The organism is Mycobacterium sp. IS-1742 (assembly GCF_001500125.1).
Taxonomy (GTDB): Bacteria; Actinomycetota; Actinomycetes; order Mycobacteriales; family Mycobacteriaceae; genus Mycobacterium.
Window position 1 is genome coordinate 83718 of record NZ_LQIV01000041.1, and the last position, 18704, is coordinate 102421.

At 69.7% G+C, this 18704-nt stretch carries 5 protein-coding genes; 4 read left to right on the forward strand and 1 reads right to left on the reverse strand.

Going from position 1 to position 18704, the window contains the following annotated elements:
- Positions 1 to 31: 31 nt before the first annotated feature.
- Positions 32 to 11023 carry a type I polyketide synthase gene (locus tag AU196_RS19655; RefSeq protein WP_059096742.1) on the reverse strand — a complete coding sequence of 3664 codons (10992 nt, stop codon included), beginning with the start codon at positions 11021 to 11023 and terminating at the stop codon, positions 32 to 34.
- A gap of 249 nt (positions 11024 to 11272) precedes the next feature.
- Here AU196_RS19655 and AU196_RS19660 point away from each other — a divergent pair, with 249 nt between their 5' ends.
- The 4 genes from AU196_RS19660 to pe are packed head-to-tail and all read left to right on the forward strand — an operon-like array spanning position 11273 to position 18698.
- A complete protein-coding gene (locus AU196_RS19660; protein WP_059096743.1) occupies positions 11273 to 12694 on the forward strand; it encodes a condensation domain-containing protein in 1422 nt (473 codons plus the stop codon).
- Positions 12695 to 12720: 26 nt separating this feature from the next.
- Positions 12721 to 15738 carry an MMPL/RND family transporter gene (locus AU196_RS19665; protein WP_059096744.1) on the forward strand — a complete coding sequence of 1006 codons (3018 nt, stop codon included), beginning with the start codon at positions 12721 to 12723 and terminating at the stop codon, positions 15736 to 15738.
- Positions 15738 to 17510 carry an AMP-binding protein gene (locus AU196_RS19670; protein ID WP_082695809.1) on the forward strand — a complete coding sequence of 591 codons (1773 nt, stop codon included), beginning with the start codon at positions 15738 to 15740 and terminating at the stop codon, positions 17508 to 17510. Before AU196_RS19665 ends, AU196_RS19670 begins: the two co-directional genes overlap by 1 nt.
- A 48-nt stretch (positions 17511 to 17558) precedes the next feature.
- Positions 17559 to 18698, forward strand: a complete 1140-nt coding sequence (pe, locus tag AU196_RS19675; RefSeq protein ID WP_059096745.1) for an acyltransferase PE — start codon at positions 17559 to 17561, stop codon at positions 18696 to 18698.
- The last annotated feature ends 6 nt before the right edge of the window (positions 18699 to 18704 follow it).

Sequence of the window (18704 nt, forward strand, 5' to 3'; positions counted from 1 at the left end):
CGGAGCCGACGCTGCCGCGGAGTTCTGGCAACTAACCGCCTTCCGTCACCGGCTCGGCGGCCGGCTCCGCGGGCGGTTCGGCCGTCTCGGCATCGGGCAGCTGCCCGACCAGATATTCGGCGAGCCCCCCGATGGTCGGATAGTCGAACACCGCGGTCGCGTTGATGGTGAACGCGCCGCCGAACTGACTGTGCAACCGGTTGCGGAGTTCGATCGCCATCAACGAGTCGGTACCGAGATCCAGGAACCGGCTCGTCGCGGCAGGCGGGGACGCGAGCCGGAGGAAGTTCTGCACCTCGCGCTGGAGGAATTCGGTGACGAACCCGGCACGCTGCGGCACCGGGATCTCCTGCAACTGCCGAAGCAGTTCGCTGTCGCCGGTCACCTCCCCTTCGGGGCGGGGCAGCACCTGATCGAGGATCGGTGGCCGGGACGCGCCCAGCACCTTGGCCGCCCGCTGCCAGTTGGCCTTGATCACGGTGGCCTGGCCGGTGCCGTTGGCGACGACCTCGGCCAGCGCGCTCAGCGCCGCCGACGGCTCCAGCGGAATGAGGCCCTGCGCACCGATGTTCGCGGTCGCGGCCTCCGACGAGGCCATCCCGCCCTGCGCCCACGGCCCGAAGTTGACGCCGGTGGCCGGCAGGCCGTGCGCCCTCCGCTGCGCGACGAGGCCGTCGAGCAGCGCGTTGGCCGTCGAGTAGTTGGCCTGACCGGGGGATCCGAACAGGCTCGACACCGACGAGGACACGATGAAGAAGTCCAGGTCGTCGTCCCTGGTGAGGCGGTCCAGATGGATCGCGCCGAACGCCTTGGGCGCCAACGTGGTTCGGAACCGTTCCACGCTCTGCTGGGACAGCAGAGCATCGTCGAGGACGCCGGCCAGATGTGCCACGCCCGCCAGTGGCGGCAGCTCCGCGCGGATGCGTTCCAGCAGCTCCTCGACCTGTGACTCGTGGCCGACGTCGGCGGCGAAGGTGTGGATGCGGCACCGGTGGCGCTCGGTGATCTCGTCGATCGCCCGCTGCGCGTCCGCATCGGGTTCCCGACGGCTGGTCAGCACGATGTCACCCGCACCGAGCTGGGCCAGGTACGACGCGGTGTGCAGCCCGATCGCACCCAGCCCGCCGGTGATCAGGTAGCTGCGGTCGGCGCGCGGCTGCAGCGGGTGCGGCATCTGCAGCACGATCTTGCCGATGTGGCGCGCCTGCTGCATGCGGCGGAACGCCGCCCTGGCCTCGGTCAGCGGATAGATCTCCGCCGGCAGCGGCGCCCATTCGCCCTTGCCCAGCCCGTCGGACACCTCACCCAGCAGCCCCCGGATGCGCTCCGGCTCCTGAAGGGTCACCGTGTCCAGCGCCACGATCTCGTAGGAGATGTCGGGACGAGCCGCGGACATCTGCTCATGCGTCCAGATGTCGCGTTTGGCGATCTCGGCGAAGCGGCCGTTCTGCGCGGTGGCGCGCACGGTCGCCTCGACGAACCCCTCGTTGGTCAGGCTGTTGAGCACCACGTCGACGCCTGCGCCGTCGGTGTCCGCCAGGATCTGGTCGGCGAAATCCGTAGTGCGCGAGTCGTAGACGTACTCCACACCCATCTTGCGCAGCGTCGCGCGCTTGTAGGTGCTGGCGGTCGCGAACACCACGGCGCCGTGTTGCTGGGCCAGCTGGATCGCGGCCAGACCGACGCCGCCGCTGGCGGCGTGGATCAGCACCCGGTCGCCGGGCTCGAGCTGTGCCCAGTCGAAGGCCAGGCGCGCCGTCAGCGCCGCAGCGGGGATCGTCGCCGCCTCGACCGCACCGACGCCGTCGGGGATCGGTGCGAGCAACTGGGCCGGCACGTTGAACCGGCTCGAGAACGCGCCCTGCATGAAGCCGTAGACGCGCTGTCCCACGTGGAGCTTGATCCCGTCCCGTCGCTCCGCTCGCCCCGAACCGACACCGTCGCCCAACTGCGTGACGACGCCGGCGAAGTCACCCCCGATCGGCCCCGGGTCCCCGGGGTAGAGTCCGAGCACGTTGAGCACGTCGCGGAAGTTGAGGCCCGCGGCCTCCACCCGCACCTGCACGTAGCCCTCGGCCGGCGGCGGCACGTCCGTCTCGGTGAGCCGCAGGTTGTCGATCGCGCCGCGTTCCGTCGGAGCCAGGACGTAGTCGGACGACCGCGGCACCGTGAGGTGGCCGCTGCGCGCCCAGTGCAACAACCTCGACGCCAGCAACTTGCCCTGGCGCAGTGCGAGTTCGGGCTCGTCGACCGGTGCGGCCAGCAGGGCGGCCATGGCGTCCACCGCCTCCGGCGATCCGTCGCAGTCGACGAGTCGGCAGCGCAGCGCCGGTTCCTCGTTGATCGTGGTGCGCCCGAAACCCCACAGCGCGGCCTGCACCGGATCGACGGGTTCGCCGGATTCGGCGGCCACGGCCCGTTCGGTGACGATCCAGAGGCCGTTCGGCAGCTTCACGCCGCCCTGCACGGTGTGCACCGCGCTGAGCAGGTTGGCGATCTCGGTCTCGATCCGCTCGGCGGCATCGGCACTCGACTCGTCCGGCCTCGGTCCGGCGCTGCGCCACACGACGCCGGAGAACGCCATGCCGCGCTCGTGCGCGTCCGTCAGGAGCCGGCCGAGCAGCTCCGGGTCGGTGGTCCGGTCGAACGGGATGCACCCCGGCACCGCGGCGGCCAGTTCGTCGAACCCCGCGATCAGCCAGGTGCCGTTCGGAGCCGCGGATTCCACTGCGGGCACGGGCACTTCGTGCCAGCCCAGGGTGTAGAGCAGCCGGGTGGCGTCGCCGCCGAGGCCGCGCAGCAGCGCCTCGCGAGGTGCGCGTTTGACCGTGAACTCGCGGATACCTCCGAGCGGGCGGCCGTCGCGGCTGACGAAATCGAGGTCGAAGACCTGCGTTTCGCTGTCGAGCGCACTCTGGTGCCACCGCGCCCGGCAGTAGAACCGCCGGGGCATCTTCTCCCGCAACATCACCTGGCCGTAGCGCAGCGGCAGGAACAGATCGCTCACGCCCTGCTCGGCGGCCAGAAGTGCCGGGAACGCCGGGAACGCGACGCCGGTGCACAGATCCATCAGCACCGGGTGGATCGGCTCGCTGCCGAGTTGTTCGGCGAGCTCGTCACCGACGAGGACGTCGCCGATCGCCTCACCGTCGCCGAGCCACAGCGACTTCAGCGATCCCGACCAGGTCGGGCCCCATGCCAGTTCCATGTCGGCGAACGTCTCGAACAGTTCCTGCGGGCGCATGCGGTTGCACCGCTCGATCGCCTCGTCGACCGGATCGTCCTGCGCTTCCGGCTCCTCGTCGACACCCCGGGCGACGGTGCCTTCGGCGTTGAGCGACCACTCGGCGTCCGGCACGCCGTACGGGCGGCTGTGCACCTGGAATCGCTGCTGACCGTCCTCGAGCATGCGCAGCGTCAATTGCGCTTCGCGCGAGGCCTTTTCGGGCAGGATGATCGGCTCGTAGAAGAACACGTCCTTCACCCGTGCCGGGGTGCCGACGGCGGCCAGCGCCATCGGGGCGTACGTGGCGCCGGGGACGACGACGGTGCCGTAGATGACGTGGTCGGACAGCCATGGGTGCGACTTGACGGAGACCCTGCTCGTGTAGACGGTGTCGCCGGACGCGAGTTCCTTGGCGCTGCCCAGGATTCCCGACGCAGCGGGGCCGTCCACCGTGATGCCCGAGGTCTTGGGCCAGAACCGGCGACGCTGGAAGGGGTAGGTGGGCAGTTCAAGCTTCCGATGCGGTCGACGTTGCAGCGCGGCGAAGTCGGGACGGTGGCCGCCGACGTAGGCCGCGGCCAGCGCATCGGCGATCTGGCGTCGGTCGGCGACGCCTTTGCGCAGCGAGGCGATCGCCCGCGGGGCGGCCAGGTGCTCCGGCCAGATCTGCACCGCGGCCCCGGTCAGCACCGGCTGGGGACCGATCTCCATCAGCACCGAGCAGCCGAGCGCGGCGACGGTGCGCACACTCTCGGCGAACTGCACCGGCTGCCGGGAATGCCGCCGCCAGTACTGCGCGTCGAGCGGGGTCTGCGCGGTGAGCACCGCGCCGGTGCGGTTGCACACCAGCGGCAGGGTCGGGGCGGCGAACTCGAACTGGGCCGCGTACGACTCGAACTCGTCGAGCACCGGATCCAGCAGCTCCGAGTGGAAGGCGTGGCTGGTGTCCAGCCAGGTGCAGCGGATGCCCTCGTCGGAGAACCTGGCGACGACCTGCTCGAGATCCTCACCCGGGCCCGACAGCACGGTGTTGGGTCCGTTGTAGGCGCCGACCGACACCCGCGCGAACTCTCCGGCGACCTGCTCGACGTGTTTGGCGTCGGCGAAGATCGCCACCATCCGCCCACCTTCGGGCAGGCTGCCGAACATCCGGCCGCGTTCGGCCATCAGCCGTGCGCCGTCCTCGAGGCTGAAGACGCCGGCCACGCAGGCCGCGGCGTACTGGCCGACGCTGTGGCCGAGCACCACGTCGGGCACGATGCCCCACGACTGCCACAGCCGGGCCAGGCCCATCTCGACGGCGAACAGCGCCGGCTGTGCATACGACGTGTGCCGCAACCGTTCTCCGGTCTCACGGTCGACGGCGAACAGCACCTCCAGCAGCGGTGTGGGGAGGATGTCGGCGACCGCGTCCGCGCACCGGCGCACGGTGTCGGCGAACACCGGTTCGGCGTCGAACAACTCGCGTGCCATCCCGGGGTACTGGCTGCCCTGTCCGGTGAACAACCACGCCGTGGTGGGCCGGTGGGCGTGTTCTCCGCGTACGACACCTGGGCGCGTGCGGTTGTCGGCCACATCGGCGAGACCCTGCCGGGCGCTGTCGACGGAATCCACGACCATCGCGGCGCGATGCTCGAAGTGCGAACGGCCGGACCCCGCGGTGAGGCACACGCCGGCGAGATCGGCATCCGGGTGCGCGCTCAACCAGGACTCGTACCGCCGGGCCAGCTGCACCAGGGCTTCCGGCGACCGCGCGGACAGCGGCAGCACGTGGACCTGCTGATCGTCGGCGCCAGGCTCCTCGTCCACGGTGACCGGTGCAGGCGGCGCCTCTTCGATCAAGACGTGCGCGTTGGTTCCGGTGAACCCGAAGGAGCTCACACCGGCGCGCCGTGGCCTGCCGTTGGCCTGCCACGGAACGGCCTCGTCCACCACCCGCACAGGCAGCGAATCCCACGGGATGTGCGGCGACGGGTTGTCGAAGTGCAGGCTGCGCGGCAGCAGCCCGTGCTGCAGGGACAGCACGACCTTGATCAGACCGGCTGCGCCGGAGGCGGATTCGAGGTGGCCGATATTGCTCTTGACCGACCCCATGAGCAACGGCCGGTCGGCGTCGCGGGATGCGCCGTAGGCGGCGGCGGCCGCCTGCACCTCGATCGGATCGCCCAGCGGGGTGCCCGTTCCGTGCGCCTCGAGGTAGTCGACATCTGCGCCCGTGAGCCCCGCGCGCGCCAGCGCCGTCCCGATGAGCCGTTGCTGCGCACCGCCGTTGGGCACCGTCAGACCGCTGGACGCACCGTCCTGGTTCACCGCGCTCCCCGGTATGACGGCACAGACCCGGTCGCCGTCGCGCACCGCATCGCTCAGTCTCTTGAGCACCAGGACGCCGCAGCCTTCGCTGCGCACGTAGCCGTCGGCGGAGGAGTCGAAGGTCTTGCACCGGCCGACGGGGGACAGCATCCTCGCGCGCGAGGCGGCGACCACGGTCACCGGGCTCAACAGGACGTTCACGCCGCCGGCCAGGGCCAGATCGCAGTCCCCGGAATGCAGGGCCTGTACGGCCTGGTGGACGGCCACCAACGCCGAACTGCACGCGGTGTCGACCGCGACCGCCGGGCCCTCCAGCCCCAGCGCGAACGCGACCCGGCCGGAGATCGCGTTGAGCGCATTGCCGGTGATGAAGTGGGGTTCGATCTTGTCGATCGACTCCGACGACAGCAGGTGGGCGTACTCGTTGGCGGCCACGCCCACGAACACCCCGGTTCGGCTGCCGCGCAGATCCGCCGGTGAGTATCCGGCCCTCTCGAGCCCCTCCCAGACCGTTTCGAGCATGAGCCGCTGCTGCGGTTCGATCCAGACGGCCTCACGCGGGGAGATGCCGAAGAACTCCGGGTCGAATCCGTCGATCCCGTCGAGGAATCCGCCGAACCGCGTGTATGTCTTGCCCGCGGCGTCGGGATCCGGGTCGTAGAACTCGTCGATGTCGAACCGGTCCTCGGGGACCTCGCGGATCGCGTCGACGCCGCCGGCGAGCACCTCCCAGAAGGCCTCCGGGTCGGGCGCGCCGGGGAACCGGCAGGACACCGCGACGATCGCGATCGGGTCGTCGGTGCGGGTGTCGGACAACGACGCCGGCACGGGCCGCGATTCGGCGGTCGCCTGTTCGGCCAGCCCGAGCACGTCTCCGAGCAGATAGTCGGCGGCGTCCGACAGCCGGGGATGGTCCATCACCAGGGTGACCGGGATCTCGTGTCCGACACCCTGTTCGAGGCGCCGCCGGAGTTCGACGGCCATCAGCGAATCCATGCCGAGGTCGAAGAACCCGGCGTCCTCGCGGATCTCGCTGGGATCGACGCGTGTCACCTCGGCGACCGCGTCACGCAGGTAGTCGGTGAGCAGCCGCTTGCGCTGCTGCACCGGGGCACCCGCGAGCCGCTCGACGAGGGCGGTCTTCCCGGACTGCGTCACCGCAGGAGCGGCGTCCGGCGCGAGAGGCACCTCTCGCTCCAGTTCGGTCAGGAACGCGCGCCTGCCCGCCTGCTGATACAGCGGAAGGAAACGGGCCCAGTCGATCCGCGCGATCACGCCCTGTGCCGAGGGGGCCGAGACGACGTCGGCCAGGCCGGCGAGTGCGTCGGCGGGAGCGAGGGTCCGGACTCCGCGCTGCTCGAGGCGGGCGCGCGACTCGGCGTCGGCCATGCCCGCCGACCACGGTCCGAAGTTGACGCTGGTCGCGGCGATGCCCTGCTCGTGCAGCCGCCAGGCCAGTCCGTCGAGGAAGGCGTTCGCCGCCCCGTAGGCCGTCTGACCGAATCCGCCCCAGACCGAGGCGATCGACGAGGTGCTGACGAAGAAGTCGAGCCGCAGGTCGGCCGCGGCCTCACTCAGATGCCAGGCACCCCAGACCTTTCCGGCGAACACGCGGTCGACCTCGGCGTCATCCAGTTCGCTCAGCGGGGTGGTGCCGATCTCGCCGGCCGCATGGACGATGCCTGCCAGCGGCGGAAGGTCGGCCCGCACGCCTGCCAGCAGGCGGGCGACGTCGTGCGCATCGGCGACGTCGGCGGCGACGACGCGGATCGTGCAGCCGTACTGCTCGCCCAGCGCGTCGATGCGCTGTCGTGTGGCGTCGCTCGGCGCGCGCCTGCTGGTCAGCACCAGGTTCCCGGCACCGTGCGCGGCCAGGTGACCGGCGATCTCCAAGCCGATCGCTCCTAGCCCGCCGGTCACCAGATACGTGGCGTCAGTACGCAGTTGCAGTGGTGTTCCGCCGGGTTGCCCGGTGCGCCGGGCCAGTCGCGGCACGTGGACGGCGCCGTCGCGCAGCGCGAGCTGGTCCTCTCTGACCTCGGCGGCCGGCGTCGTCAGCCGGTCGAGCAACCGAGCCCATTCGTCGGCACCGCCGTCCGACAGGTCGGCCAGTCCGCCCCACAGGTGCGGAAGTTCCAGCGCCGCGGCCCGGCCGAATCCCCACAGTGCGCTCTGGTCGGGTGCGACGGTGTCCGCGGCGGTGACGGCCTGTGCGCCCCGGGTCACCAACCAGACCGGGACACGCAGTCCGGCGCCGGCCGCGGCCCGGAACAGCCGCCGGGTCCCGCCGAGGATCCGGTGCTGCATGCGCAGCAGGGAGCGCATCGACGGTGCGGCCGCGGACTCCAGTGCCGCGACGTGCAGGACCCGCAGCGCCGACTGATCTCCGGCCGCGGCCCGCAACGCCTCGACCAGGTGAGCCTCGTCGGCGTCGGTCGCAGGCAACCCGACCAGCTGGTGCCGGTCGCCGCGTGCGGTCAGCGCGTCGGTCAGGGGGCCGACGGCGTCGGTGTCGTCGCCGACGACGATCCACACGGACGGCCCGCCGGTCCCCGCGCGAGGCGCTGCGGTGAGTTCCTCCCAGCGGATTTCGTAGCGGTCGTCGGTGATCGACTGGTTTGTCCGTTGCCGATTATGTTGTGCTGCAAGCTTGGTCAGGATGTCGACGATCTGCTGATCACCGTCGTCGCCGCCCAGCAGGGCCGCGAGTTCGGAGATCCGGCCGTCCTCGAGGAGGCCGACGGTCTCGGTGCGCGCGGCCTGGTGCTCGCGCACGGCGGGCCGTTCGGGACGGTCGGCGTGGTTGTCGCGGAACCAGTACTGGCGGTGCTCGAACGGATAGGTGGGCAGGTCCAGTGTGCGCGCGTCCGATCCGCGGACCGCGGCGAAGTCGGGCAGGTGGCCGAGGACATAGGCGTCGGCGAGGGCTTCGGTGATCTGCCGGTGGTCGGCGGTGTTCGGCCGCATCGACGCGATGGCCCGCGGTGCGGTGGCCGGGTCGGGCCATGCCGCGAGGGCGGCGGCGGTGAGGACCGGTCGCGGACCGATCTCGAGCAGCACCTTGCAGTTCAGCTCGGCGAGTGTGCGCACGCTCTTGGCGAACTCCACCGGCTGGCGCGCGTGCCTGCGCCAATAGGCTCCGTCGAGGCGCACGCTCCTGCCGAGCGCGGTACCGGTGCGGTTGTCGATCAGGATCCTTTGCGGCGCAGCGTAGTCGAACTGCTGGGCGAATGCCTCGAACTCGTCGAGGATCGGGTCGAGCAGCGCCGAGTGGAAGGCGTGGCTGGTGTCCAGCCAGTCACAGCGCACACCGTCGGCCGCCAGGGTGGCCACCGCCTTCTCCAGATCCGCCGCAGGACCGGACAGTACGGTGTTGGCGCCGTTGTAGGCGGCGACCGACAGGCTCGGGAACTCATCGGTCAGGTTCTCGACCCGGTCGGCGGCCGCGAACACCGCGACCATCCGGCCGCCCGCGGGCAGGCTGCCGAAGAGACGGCCACGTTCGGCCATCAGCCGGGCGCCGTCCTCGAGACCGAGCACACCCGCGACGCAGGCCGCCGAATACTGGCCGACGCTGTGGCCGAGCACCACGTCGGGTTCGAAGCCCCACGACTGCCAGAGCCGGGCCAGCCCCATCTCGACGGCGAACAGGGCGGGCTGAGCGTACGACGTCTGCCGCAGCGTGTCGGCGGCCTCCGGGCTCGCCTCGACGTCGAATATCACATCGAGCAGCGGCTTTTCGAGAACGTCGGCAACGGCGGCCGCGCACCGCCTCATGGTCTCGGCGAACACCGGCTCGGTGTCGTACAGCTCCCGGGCCATGCCCGGGTACTGGCTGCCCTGTCCGGTGAACAGCCACGCCGTCTTCGGCGTGTCGTAGGACTCGCCCCGGACCAGGCCGGGCGCGGGTCGATCGTCGGCGAGCGCGCCGAGCAGGTCGACCGCCGATTCCCTGGAGTCGACCACCAGTGCCGCCCGGTGCTCCAGGTGGGCGCGCCCGGTGCCCGCGGTGTGGCAGACGTCGGCCAGGGTGGCCTCCGGGTGGTCGGCCAGCCACGTGCGGTACTGATCGGCGATCCGCACCAGAGCCGCGGGTGTCCGGGCCGACAGCGGAAGCAGGCCGAACCTCTCGCCGGTCTGTGTGGAGGCGGCCGGCGCGACGGTGGGCTCCGGGGCCTCTTCGAGGATCACGTGCGCGTTGGTGCCCGCGAACCCGAACGAGCTCACCCCGGCGATGCGGGGCGCCCCGTTGCGTTTCCAGGGGGTGGTCTCCTTCACGACCTCGACCGGGAGCCGCTCCCACGGGATGTGCGGTGAGGGGTTGGTGAAGTTGAGGTGCTTGGGCAGCGTCTCGTGCTCGAGCGAGAGGATCACCTTGATGACGCCGGCGATGCCCGCCGCCGCCTCCAGGTGCCCGATGTTCGTCTTCGCCGAGCCGATCAACAGCGGGCGGTCGGGGTCGCGTCCGGCGCCGAGCGCCTCACCTGCGGCCTGGGCCTCGATCGGGTCGCCCAGCGACGTTCCGGTGCCGTGGGCCTCCAGGTATCCGACGTCGCCGGCCCGGACACCGGCGCGCTTCAGGGCGTCACCGATAACCCTCTGCTGGGCAACACCGTTGGGCACGGTCAAGCCACCCGAGGCGCCGTCCTGGTTGATCGCGCTGCCGCGGATCACCGCCCGGATCCGGTCACCGTCGCGCAGCGCGTCCTCGAACCGCTTGATGACGATGACGCCGCAGCCCTCACCGCGCACGTAACCGTCCGCGGCCGCGTCGAAGGTCTTGCACCGGCCGTCGGGTGCGAGCATGTGCGCGTTGGAGAACGTGATCATGGTGGCCGGGGTGAGCAGGACGTTCGCCCCACCGGCCAGCGCGAGGTCGCATTCACCGAGCTGCAGCGCCTGGCACGCCTGATGGATGGCCACCAGCGACGAGCTGCAGGCCGTGTCGACGGCGACCGCGGGCCCCTGCAGCCCCAGCCGGTAACTGATCCGGCCGGCCGCCGCCGCGTTCGACGTCCCGATGGCCATGTAGGCCTCGATCTCGGGGTAGGTGAGCTCGTCCGATGCCATGCCCAGGTAGTCGTGGGTGGCGAGGCCGACGAACACGCCGGTGTTGCTCTCGGCCAGATCCGTTGGCGCGGTGCCCGAATGTTCCACGGCGCGCCACGCCGTCTCCAGCAACAGCCGGTGCTGCGGGTCCATCAACCTGACCTCGCGCGTCGACATCCCGAAGAACGGCGCGTCGAACCCGGTCACGTCGTCGACGAACCCCGCGCGACGGGTCACCACCTTGCCGGGCGCCCCCGGCTCCGGGTCGAAGAAGTCGTCGGCGTTCCAGCGGTCCTGAGGCACGTCCGAAATCGCCTCGCGGCCTTCTCGCAAAAGATCCCAGAACTGGCCGGCGTCCTGTGCGCCGGGAAATCGCGCCGCGTAGCCGACGATGGCAAATCGGTTGGCCGGCTCGTCCGGATGTGCGGCGGATTCCATGCCGTTACAGTCCTCCCTTGCGTCGCGGTGGCGAGACGACCCCCTGCGTGACATCCCCTGTCGCAACGCGAAAATCAACTTCCCGGACGCACACTAGGGCATGTTGGGGCCCCATGTGCGGGGTGCGGCGGTCCGATTGTCCGGTCGGCTTGGGCCGCCGTGGTCGATGCGAGGGTATGTTGATCCGGCGACGGCTCGTGCCGGATCCGAAAACCGGCATGAACCGGCCGAAGCGGGGAGGAAAACGCCTTGCGCATAGGCAAGATCACCATCGGCGGCCTCGACGAATGGGCGCTGAAACCGGGCTCCGTCACGTCGTGGCATCCGACCGCGGCGGCCGTCGAGAAGGCGAGACAGGCCCCGGTCAGTTCCGTGCCGATCAGTTACATGCAGCGCCAACATCTTCGGAATTACCGCGAGCGGACGGCCGCCGGGTTGAACTTCTCCCGGCAGATCATCGCGAGTTGCGAAGTGTCCGGCGAGTGTGAGATCGCCGCGATGGACCACGCCGTGAACAATTATCTGCGGCGGCACGACACTTTCCGCAGTTGGTTCGAGGACACCGGTGACGGCGAGTTCGTCAGACACGCGCTCGAGGATCCGGCCGACATCGAATTCGTGCCCGTCGATCACGGCGATATGACTGTCGACGAGATACAGGCTCACGTCGTGGGCATTCCGAATCCGCTGGAGTGGGCCTGTTTCACCTTCGGGATCATCCAGAACGACGGCCATTTCACCTTCTTCGCCGCAATGGATCATGTCCACGGGGACGCGACATTGATCGGCACGACGATGCTGGAAGCCAATGGGATGTATTCGGCGCTCAGCGGCGGCGGTGAGGCGCTCACGCTGCCCGAGGCCGGTAGCTTCGACGACTTCTGTGTGCGCGAACGCGAGCGCACGGCCGACCTGACCGTGGACTCGAAGGATGTGCAGGCGTGGATCGACTTCGCCGACAGCAACGGCGGCGGTTTCCCGGAATTCCCGCTTCCGCTGGGAAATCCGCAGGAGGCGACCAGAAGTAGCATGACCACCGAGGTCCTGATGGACGTCGCTCAGACGGAACGCTTCGACGCCGCGTGCGCGTCCGCGGGTGCGCGTTTCGTCGGCGGTTTGTTTGCCTGTCTTGCGCAGGTGGAGCATGAGTTGACCGGTGCGCTCACGTATTACGGCCTCACGCCGAGGGATTCGCGCAACGCCACCGACAATTTCATGACCCAGGGGTGGTTCACCGGTTTGATTCCGATCACCGTTCCGATTGGTGCGGGATCGTTCGCGGATGCCGCGTGGTCGGCGCAGGCTTCTTTCGACAAGAATTTGAATATGGCAAAAGTTCCGTACTACCGGGTGCTCGAATTGGCGCCGTGGTTGAACTGGCCGCAGCCCAACTTCCCCGTGTCGAACTTCTTCCACGCCGGCGCCGCTCCGCTCAATGCCGTTCTGGCGGCCGCGGATATGGGTCTCGCGGACAACATCGGGATTTACCCGGACGGCCGGTTCTCCTATCAGCTCACGATTTACATATTCCGATACGGCGAGGGCACGGTGATGGCGATCATGCATCCCGACAATCCGGTCGCCGAGAAATCGGTCATCCGTTATATGCAGGCGATGAAGTCCGTATCGGCAATGGTCGCCGACAGCGGGCACTGGGGACGCGTCGCATAGCGTGAGGCGGCGAGGGTGAGGGCGATATGCGGCGGTTAGCCGACTTTGTGGTGCGGTGGCCCTGGGCGGTGATCGGGGTCTGGGTGGCGCTGGCCGTCGCGCTGCCGTTGTCGTTCCCCTCCCTCGGCCAGATGGCCGAGCGGCACCCGCTGGCCATCCTGCCCGCTGACGCGCCGTCGAGCGTGACCGCCCGCAACATGGCGGAGGCGTTCCAGCAGTCGGAGTCGGACAACCTCCTCGTCGTCGCCTTCATCAACGAGTCCGGGCTCGAACCCGCCGACGAGAAGACCTACCGCGAGGTGGTCGACGCCCTGCGCGACGACGTCGCCGACGTCGTGTCGGTGCAGGACTTCGTCAGTACGCCGCAGCTGCGGCAATTCCTGACCAGCGAGGACAAGACAACCTGGGTGCTGCCGGTCAGCCTGCAGGGCGAGCTGGGCACCCCGCGGGCGTTCGACTCGTTCAACCGGGTGTCCGACATCGTCGAACACAATGTTCCCGGCGGCGGTCCCGGCGGCCCTCGGGGCGACGGACTCGACGTGTACCTGACCGGCCCGGCCGCCACCGTCGCCGATCTGACCGTCGCCGGCGAGCAGGATCGTCTGCCCATCGAGATCGCGATCGCCGTCCTCGTCCTCGGGGTGCTTCTGCTGGTGTACCGCAGCGCGGTGACCATGTTGCTGCCGTTGGTGACGATCGGGTCGTCGCTGATGATCGCGCAGGGATTGGTCGCGGGCTATTCGCACCTGACCGGCGCGGGCGTCTCGAACCAGTCCATCGTGTTCTTGAGCGCGATCATGGCCGGCGCCGGAACGGACTACGCGGTCTTCCTGATCAGCCGTTATCACGACTACCTGCGGTCCGGTGCCGGATTCGACCGGGCCGTCCGGTCGGCGATGATCTCGATCGGCAAGGTGATCACCGCGTCCGCGGTCACCGTCGGCCTCACCTTCCTCGTCATGAACTTCGCCCAGATGGGGGTCTTCAAGACGATCGGGGTGTCCGCGGCGATCGGCATCGGCGTGGCCTACCTGGCCGGGATGACACTGCTGCCCGCGATCCTGGTGCTCGCCGGGCCGCGCGGCTGGGTGAAGCCCCGGCGGGAACTGACCGCCCGGTTCTGGCGGCGCTCCGGGATCCGCATCGTGCGCAGGCCGGTCCCGCACCTGATCGCCAGCGTGCTGGTGCTGCTGCTGCTGGGCAGCGCCGCGGGTTTCGCGCGGTTCAACTACGACGATCGCGAGGTCGTCTCCGATTCGGCGCCCAGTTCGATCGGATACGCGGCACTGGAACGGCACTTCCCGATCAGCCAGTCGGTCCCGCAGTACATCCTCGTGCAGTCGCCGCGTGACCTGCGTACCCCGCAGGCGCTCGCGGATCTGGAGCAGATGGCGTCGCGCATCGCGCAGATGCCCGACGTCGCCCGGGTCGCCGGCGTCACCCGACCGCTCGGCGAGGTGCCGCCCGAGTTCCGCGCCACGTTCCAGGCGGGCATCGTCGGTGACCGGCTGGCCGCCGGTTCCGCGCAGATCGGCGAGCGCACCGGTGACCTGAACCAACTGGCGGCCGGGGCGACCACGTTGGCCGACACGCTCGGCGACGTGCGCGCCCAGGTCAACGAGGTCGCGCCGAGCCTGCAGACGCTGCTGGACGCGGTCACCAAGGTGCGTGTCGAGTACGGCGGCGAGAGGTTGGTGCGCGACGTCGACACCGCCGCCAAGCTCGTCAAGAGCGTCAACGAACTCGGCCTGTCGATGGGCATCAACTTCGCCGCGGTCCGGGACATGTTCGGGTGGATCGGTCCGGTCCTGATGGCGTTGAACGGCAACGCGGTCTGCGATGCGAACCCGTCCTGCGTCAACACCCGTATGCAGTTCGAGCGGCTGATGGACGCGCGAGAGGACGGCCGGCTGGAGCGCATCAACACCCTCGCCGGAGAGTTGGAGGGCCTCGACGACCGGCAGTCGCTGAACACGACGGTCAAAACCCTGAACGCGGCGATGACGAACATCGTCAAGGCGGTCGACGAGCTGGGTCTGGATTCCCCGAGCGACGCCCAGCAGGGCCTCAGAGAGGTCCGGCAGGGCGCCGACCGGCTGGCCAGCGGGAGCCGTCAGGTGGCCGGTGGTGTCGACGAACTCGTCGAACAGATCAAGGTGATGGCCGCCGGACTCGACCAGGCGTCGGCGTTCCTGTTGACGATGCGCAAGGATGCGGCGGGTTCGTCGATGGCGGGCTTCAACATCCCGGCCGAGGTGCTTCGGGCCGTGGAGTTCCAGAAGGCGGCCGAGACCTTCATCTCGCCGGACGGCCACTCGGCGCGGTATCTGGTGCAGACCGAGCTGAATCCGTTCAGCCCCGAGGCGATGGACCAGGTCAACGCGATCAGCGACGTCGCCAGGGGCGCCCAGCCGAACACCACCCTCGCCGACGCGTCGATCTCGATGGGTGGGTTTCCCGCGTCGCTGCGCGACACCCGCGACTACTACGAGCGCGACATCCGGTTCATCATCGTCGTCACCCTCCTCGTCGTGCTGGTGACCCTGGCTGTGCTGCTGCGTTCGCTCATCGCCCCGCTCTATCTCGTCGGTTCGGTGGTGTTGTCGTATTTCGCGGCGATCGGCATCGGGGTGCTGACGTTCCAGGTGCTCCTCGGCCAGGAGTTGCACTGGAGCGTGGCCCCGCTGGCGTTCGTGGTCCTCGTCGCGGTGGGCGCCGACTACAACATGCTGTTCGTGTCGCGCCTACGGGACGAATCGCCACACAGCGTGCGGTACGGCGTGATCCGCACGCTGAGCTCGACGGGCGGGGTGATCACCGCGGCGGGGCTGATCTTCGCGGCCTCGATGGCCGGTCTGTTGTTCGCCAGCATCGGCATCGTCGTACAGGGCGGTTTCGTGATCGGGGTGGGAATCCTGTTGGACACGTTCGTGGTACGCACCATCACGGTGCCCGCCATCGCCGCACTGGTCGGACGGGCGAACTGGTGGCCGTCGCGCGTCGACACGCCACCGCGCACCGAGCGGATCGGCGCGAGCACGTGATGACGTCGACGGCGGAGTCGTCGATCCTGTCGATGCTGCACGGGCGTGCCAGCATGCGCCCCGACGACGTCGCCTTCACCTTCACCCACTACGACCGCGACCCGGCGGGCATCGTCGAGAACCTGACGTGGGCGCAGCTGGCCCGACGGACGTTGAGCGTGGCGCGGGAGATCCGGCGGCACGGAGCCGTCGGCGACCGGGCGGTGATCCTGGCCCCGCAGGGGCTGGAGTACGTCCTGGCGTTCCTGGGGTCCATGCAGGCCGGGCTCGTCGCGGTGCCGCTGCCGCTGCCGCATCCCGGCTCAGGACACGACCGGGTCAGCGCGGTGCTTGCCGACACCGAACCCTCGGTGGTCCTCACCACGGCCGCGGCCGTGGCCGACGTCGGCGACTTCGTGGCCGGGTCCGGTTCGTCGGCGGCGCCGGCGATCCTCGAGATCGACGCGGTCGATCCCCATGCGCTCGGCGGGACGGGGTTCGAGCTGACCGAGCTGCCGAGTATCGCCTACCTGCAGTACAGCTCGGGCTCGACCAGGGCGCCGACCGGGGTGATGGTCTCGCACCGCAACCTCACGGTGAACTTCGAGCAGTTGATGCGCAGCTTCTTCGCGAGATCCCCACTGCCCGAGGACGCCACGCTCGTGTCCTGGTTGCCCTTCTATCACGACATGGGGCTGGTGCTGGGAGTCTGCGCACCGATCCTGTGCGGCCGGCGCGCCGACCTGACCACTCCGGTGGCGTTCCTCGAGAAGCCGGCCCGCTGGATGCGGTCGCTGGCCCGGAACCCTCACGCCTGGTCGTCGGCGCCCAACTTCGCGTTCGACCTGGCGGCCCGCAAGACCACCGACGACGATCTGGCCGGCCTCGACCTCGGTGGGGTGGTGGGCATCATCAGCGGCGCCGAACGGGTCGAGCCGGCCACCCTGCACCGGTTCGTCGACCGGTTCGCCCACTTCAACTTCCGCGACCACATGATGCGCCCCGCGTACGGCATGGCGGAGGCGACGGTCTTCGTCGCGACGGGCACCTGGGACGAGTCGGCGCCGGCATCCTTCTTCGACGCCGACGAGCTCGGGGCGGGCCGGGTCCGGCCCTGCGCTGCCGGGAAGGGTACGGCGCTGGTGAAGTACCGCCTGCCGCAGTCCCCGGCGCTGCGGATCGTCGACGGTGACACCGGACGCGAGTGCCCGCCGGACGTGGTCGGCGAGATCTGGGTGCACGGCGAGAACGTCGCCGAGGGCTATTGGCGCAAACCGCCCGGCGAGCAGACCTGCTTCGGCGCAACACTTCTCGACCCGGCGCCGGGCACGCCGGACGGGCCGTGGCTGCGCACCGGCGACCTCGGGTTCGTCTGCGACGACGAGCTGTTCATCGTCGGCCGCATCAAGGATCTGTTGATCATCCGGGGTCGTAACCACTACCCCGAGGACATCGAGGCGACCGTGGGTGAGGTCACCCGCGGCCGGGTCGCGGCGATCGCGGTGCCCGTGGACAGCACCGAGCGGCTCGTGGCCGTCATCGAGCTCAAGAAGCCCACCGGCTCAGACGAGGACGCCACGCGCCGGTTCGACACGGTGAAAAGCGATGTCACCGCGGCGATCTCCACTGCACACGGTCTGAGCGTGGCGGACCTCGTGCTGGTACCGCCGGGGTCGATCCCCACGACGACCAGCGGCAAGATCCGTCGCGCCGCGTGCGCCGAGCAGTACCGGCAGGGCGGATTCACGCGGTTGGACGCCGGGATCGGGCAGCATGGCGCCGCGGCGGGGTAAGGTCGGGTCCGGTGCGGCCGGGCACGGCGGGAAGGTGCGCGAAACGATATGAGACGACTTCTCGCGTTCGGTTCTGCGCTGACGATCATCGGCGCCGCAGGCGGATTCGGCTTCGGGAGCGCCTCCGCCGAGGAGCCGCCGGTGCCGCCGCCACCACCCACCAATCCGGCCGACGGTCCGCCGCCACTGGGCACACCGGGTAGGGCGTACGCGCTCGGCGGCGCGCACGTGCTGGGCATCCCCTACGACGAATACATCATGCGCACCGGCGCCGACTGGTTCCCGGGGCTGGACCGGCAGATCGTCGACTATCCCGCCGGCCAGGTGCAGGGGCACACCCTGGAGCGCCTGTTCCCCGGGATCGGCCGGTTGGACGACTCGTTCCCCGGCCTCGGGATCGACGGCCCCAGCGTCGGCGAGTCGGTCGACGTCGGGACGCCCAACGTCATCAACGCTGTCCGTGAAGGCGGCCGCGGCACCGCGATCGGGCTGTCCGAGGGCGCGATGGTGCTCAACGACGTGCAGGCGAAGCTGGCCTACGACCCGGCCGCCCCGCCGCCGAGCGAGTTGAGTTTCGCGATGTACGGCGACCCGGTGGCGCGGCACGCCTTCGGTGAGAGCTTCCTGACCCAGGTGTTCCCGGTCGGCAGCGTCGTCCCGTCGCTGGACTACCGCATCCCGCCGCCGGTGGAGAGCCAGTACGACACCTACCAGTTCGTCTCCGCCTACGACAGCATCGCCGACTGGCCGGACCGGCCGGACAACTGGATCTCCGTCGCCAACGCGATCGTGGGCCTGGCGACCGGTCACACCGCGGTCGCCTTCACCAAACCGAGCATGGTGCCGCCGCAGAACATCCGGACCACCGTGAACTCCCGCGGCGCCAAGACCACCACGTTCATGATCCCCGAGGAGCACCTTCCGCTGGTGCTGCCCTTCAAGTACCTCGGGGTGGACAAGGGCACGCTGATGGAACTCGACGCCGTCCTCAAGCCCTACGTGGACGCCGGCTACTCCCGGCACGACGATCCGCTGACCGCCCCGATCACCGTGGACCCGGTGAACGGCTACGACCCGGCCGAGGTCACCGCGCCGGCCACCCAGGCCGCCTTCGGCGGTGCCGCCGATCCGGTGTCGCAGCTGCTGTCCGGACTCCAGTACGTGCTGAACAACCAGCCCGCCCCCTGACCGACC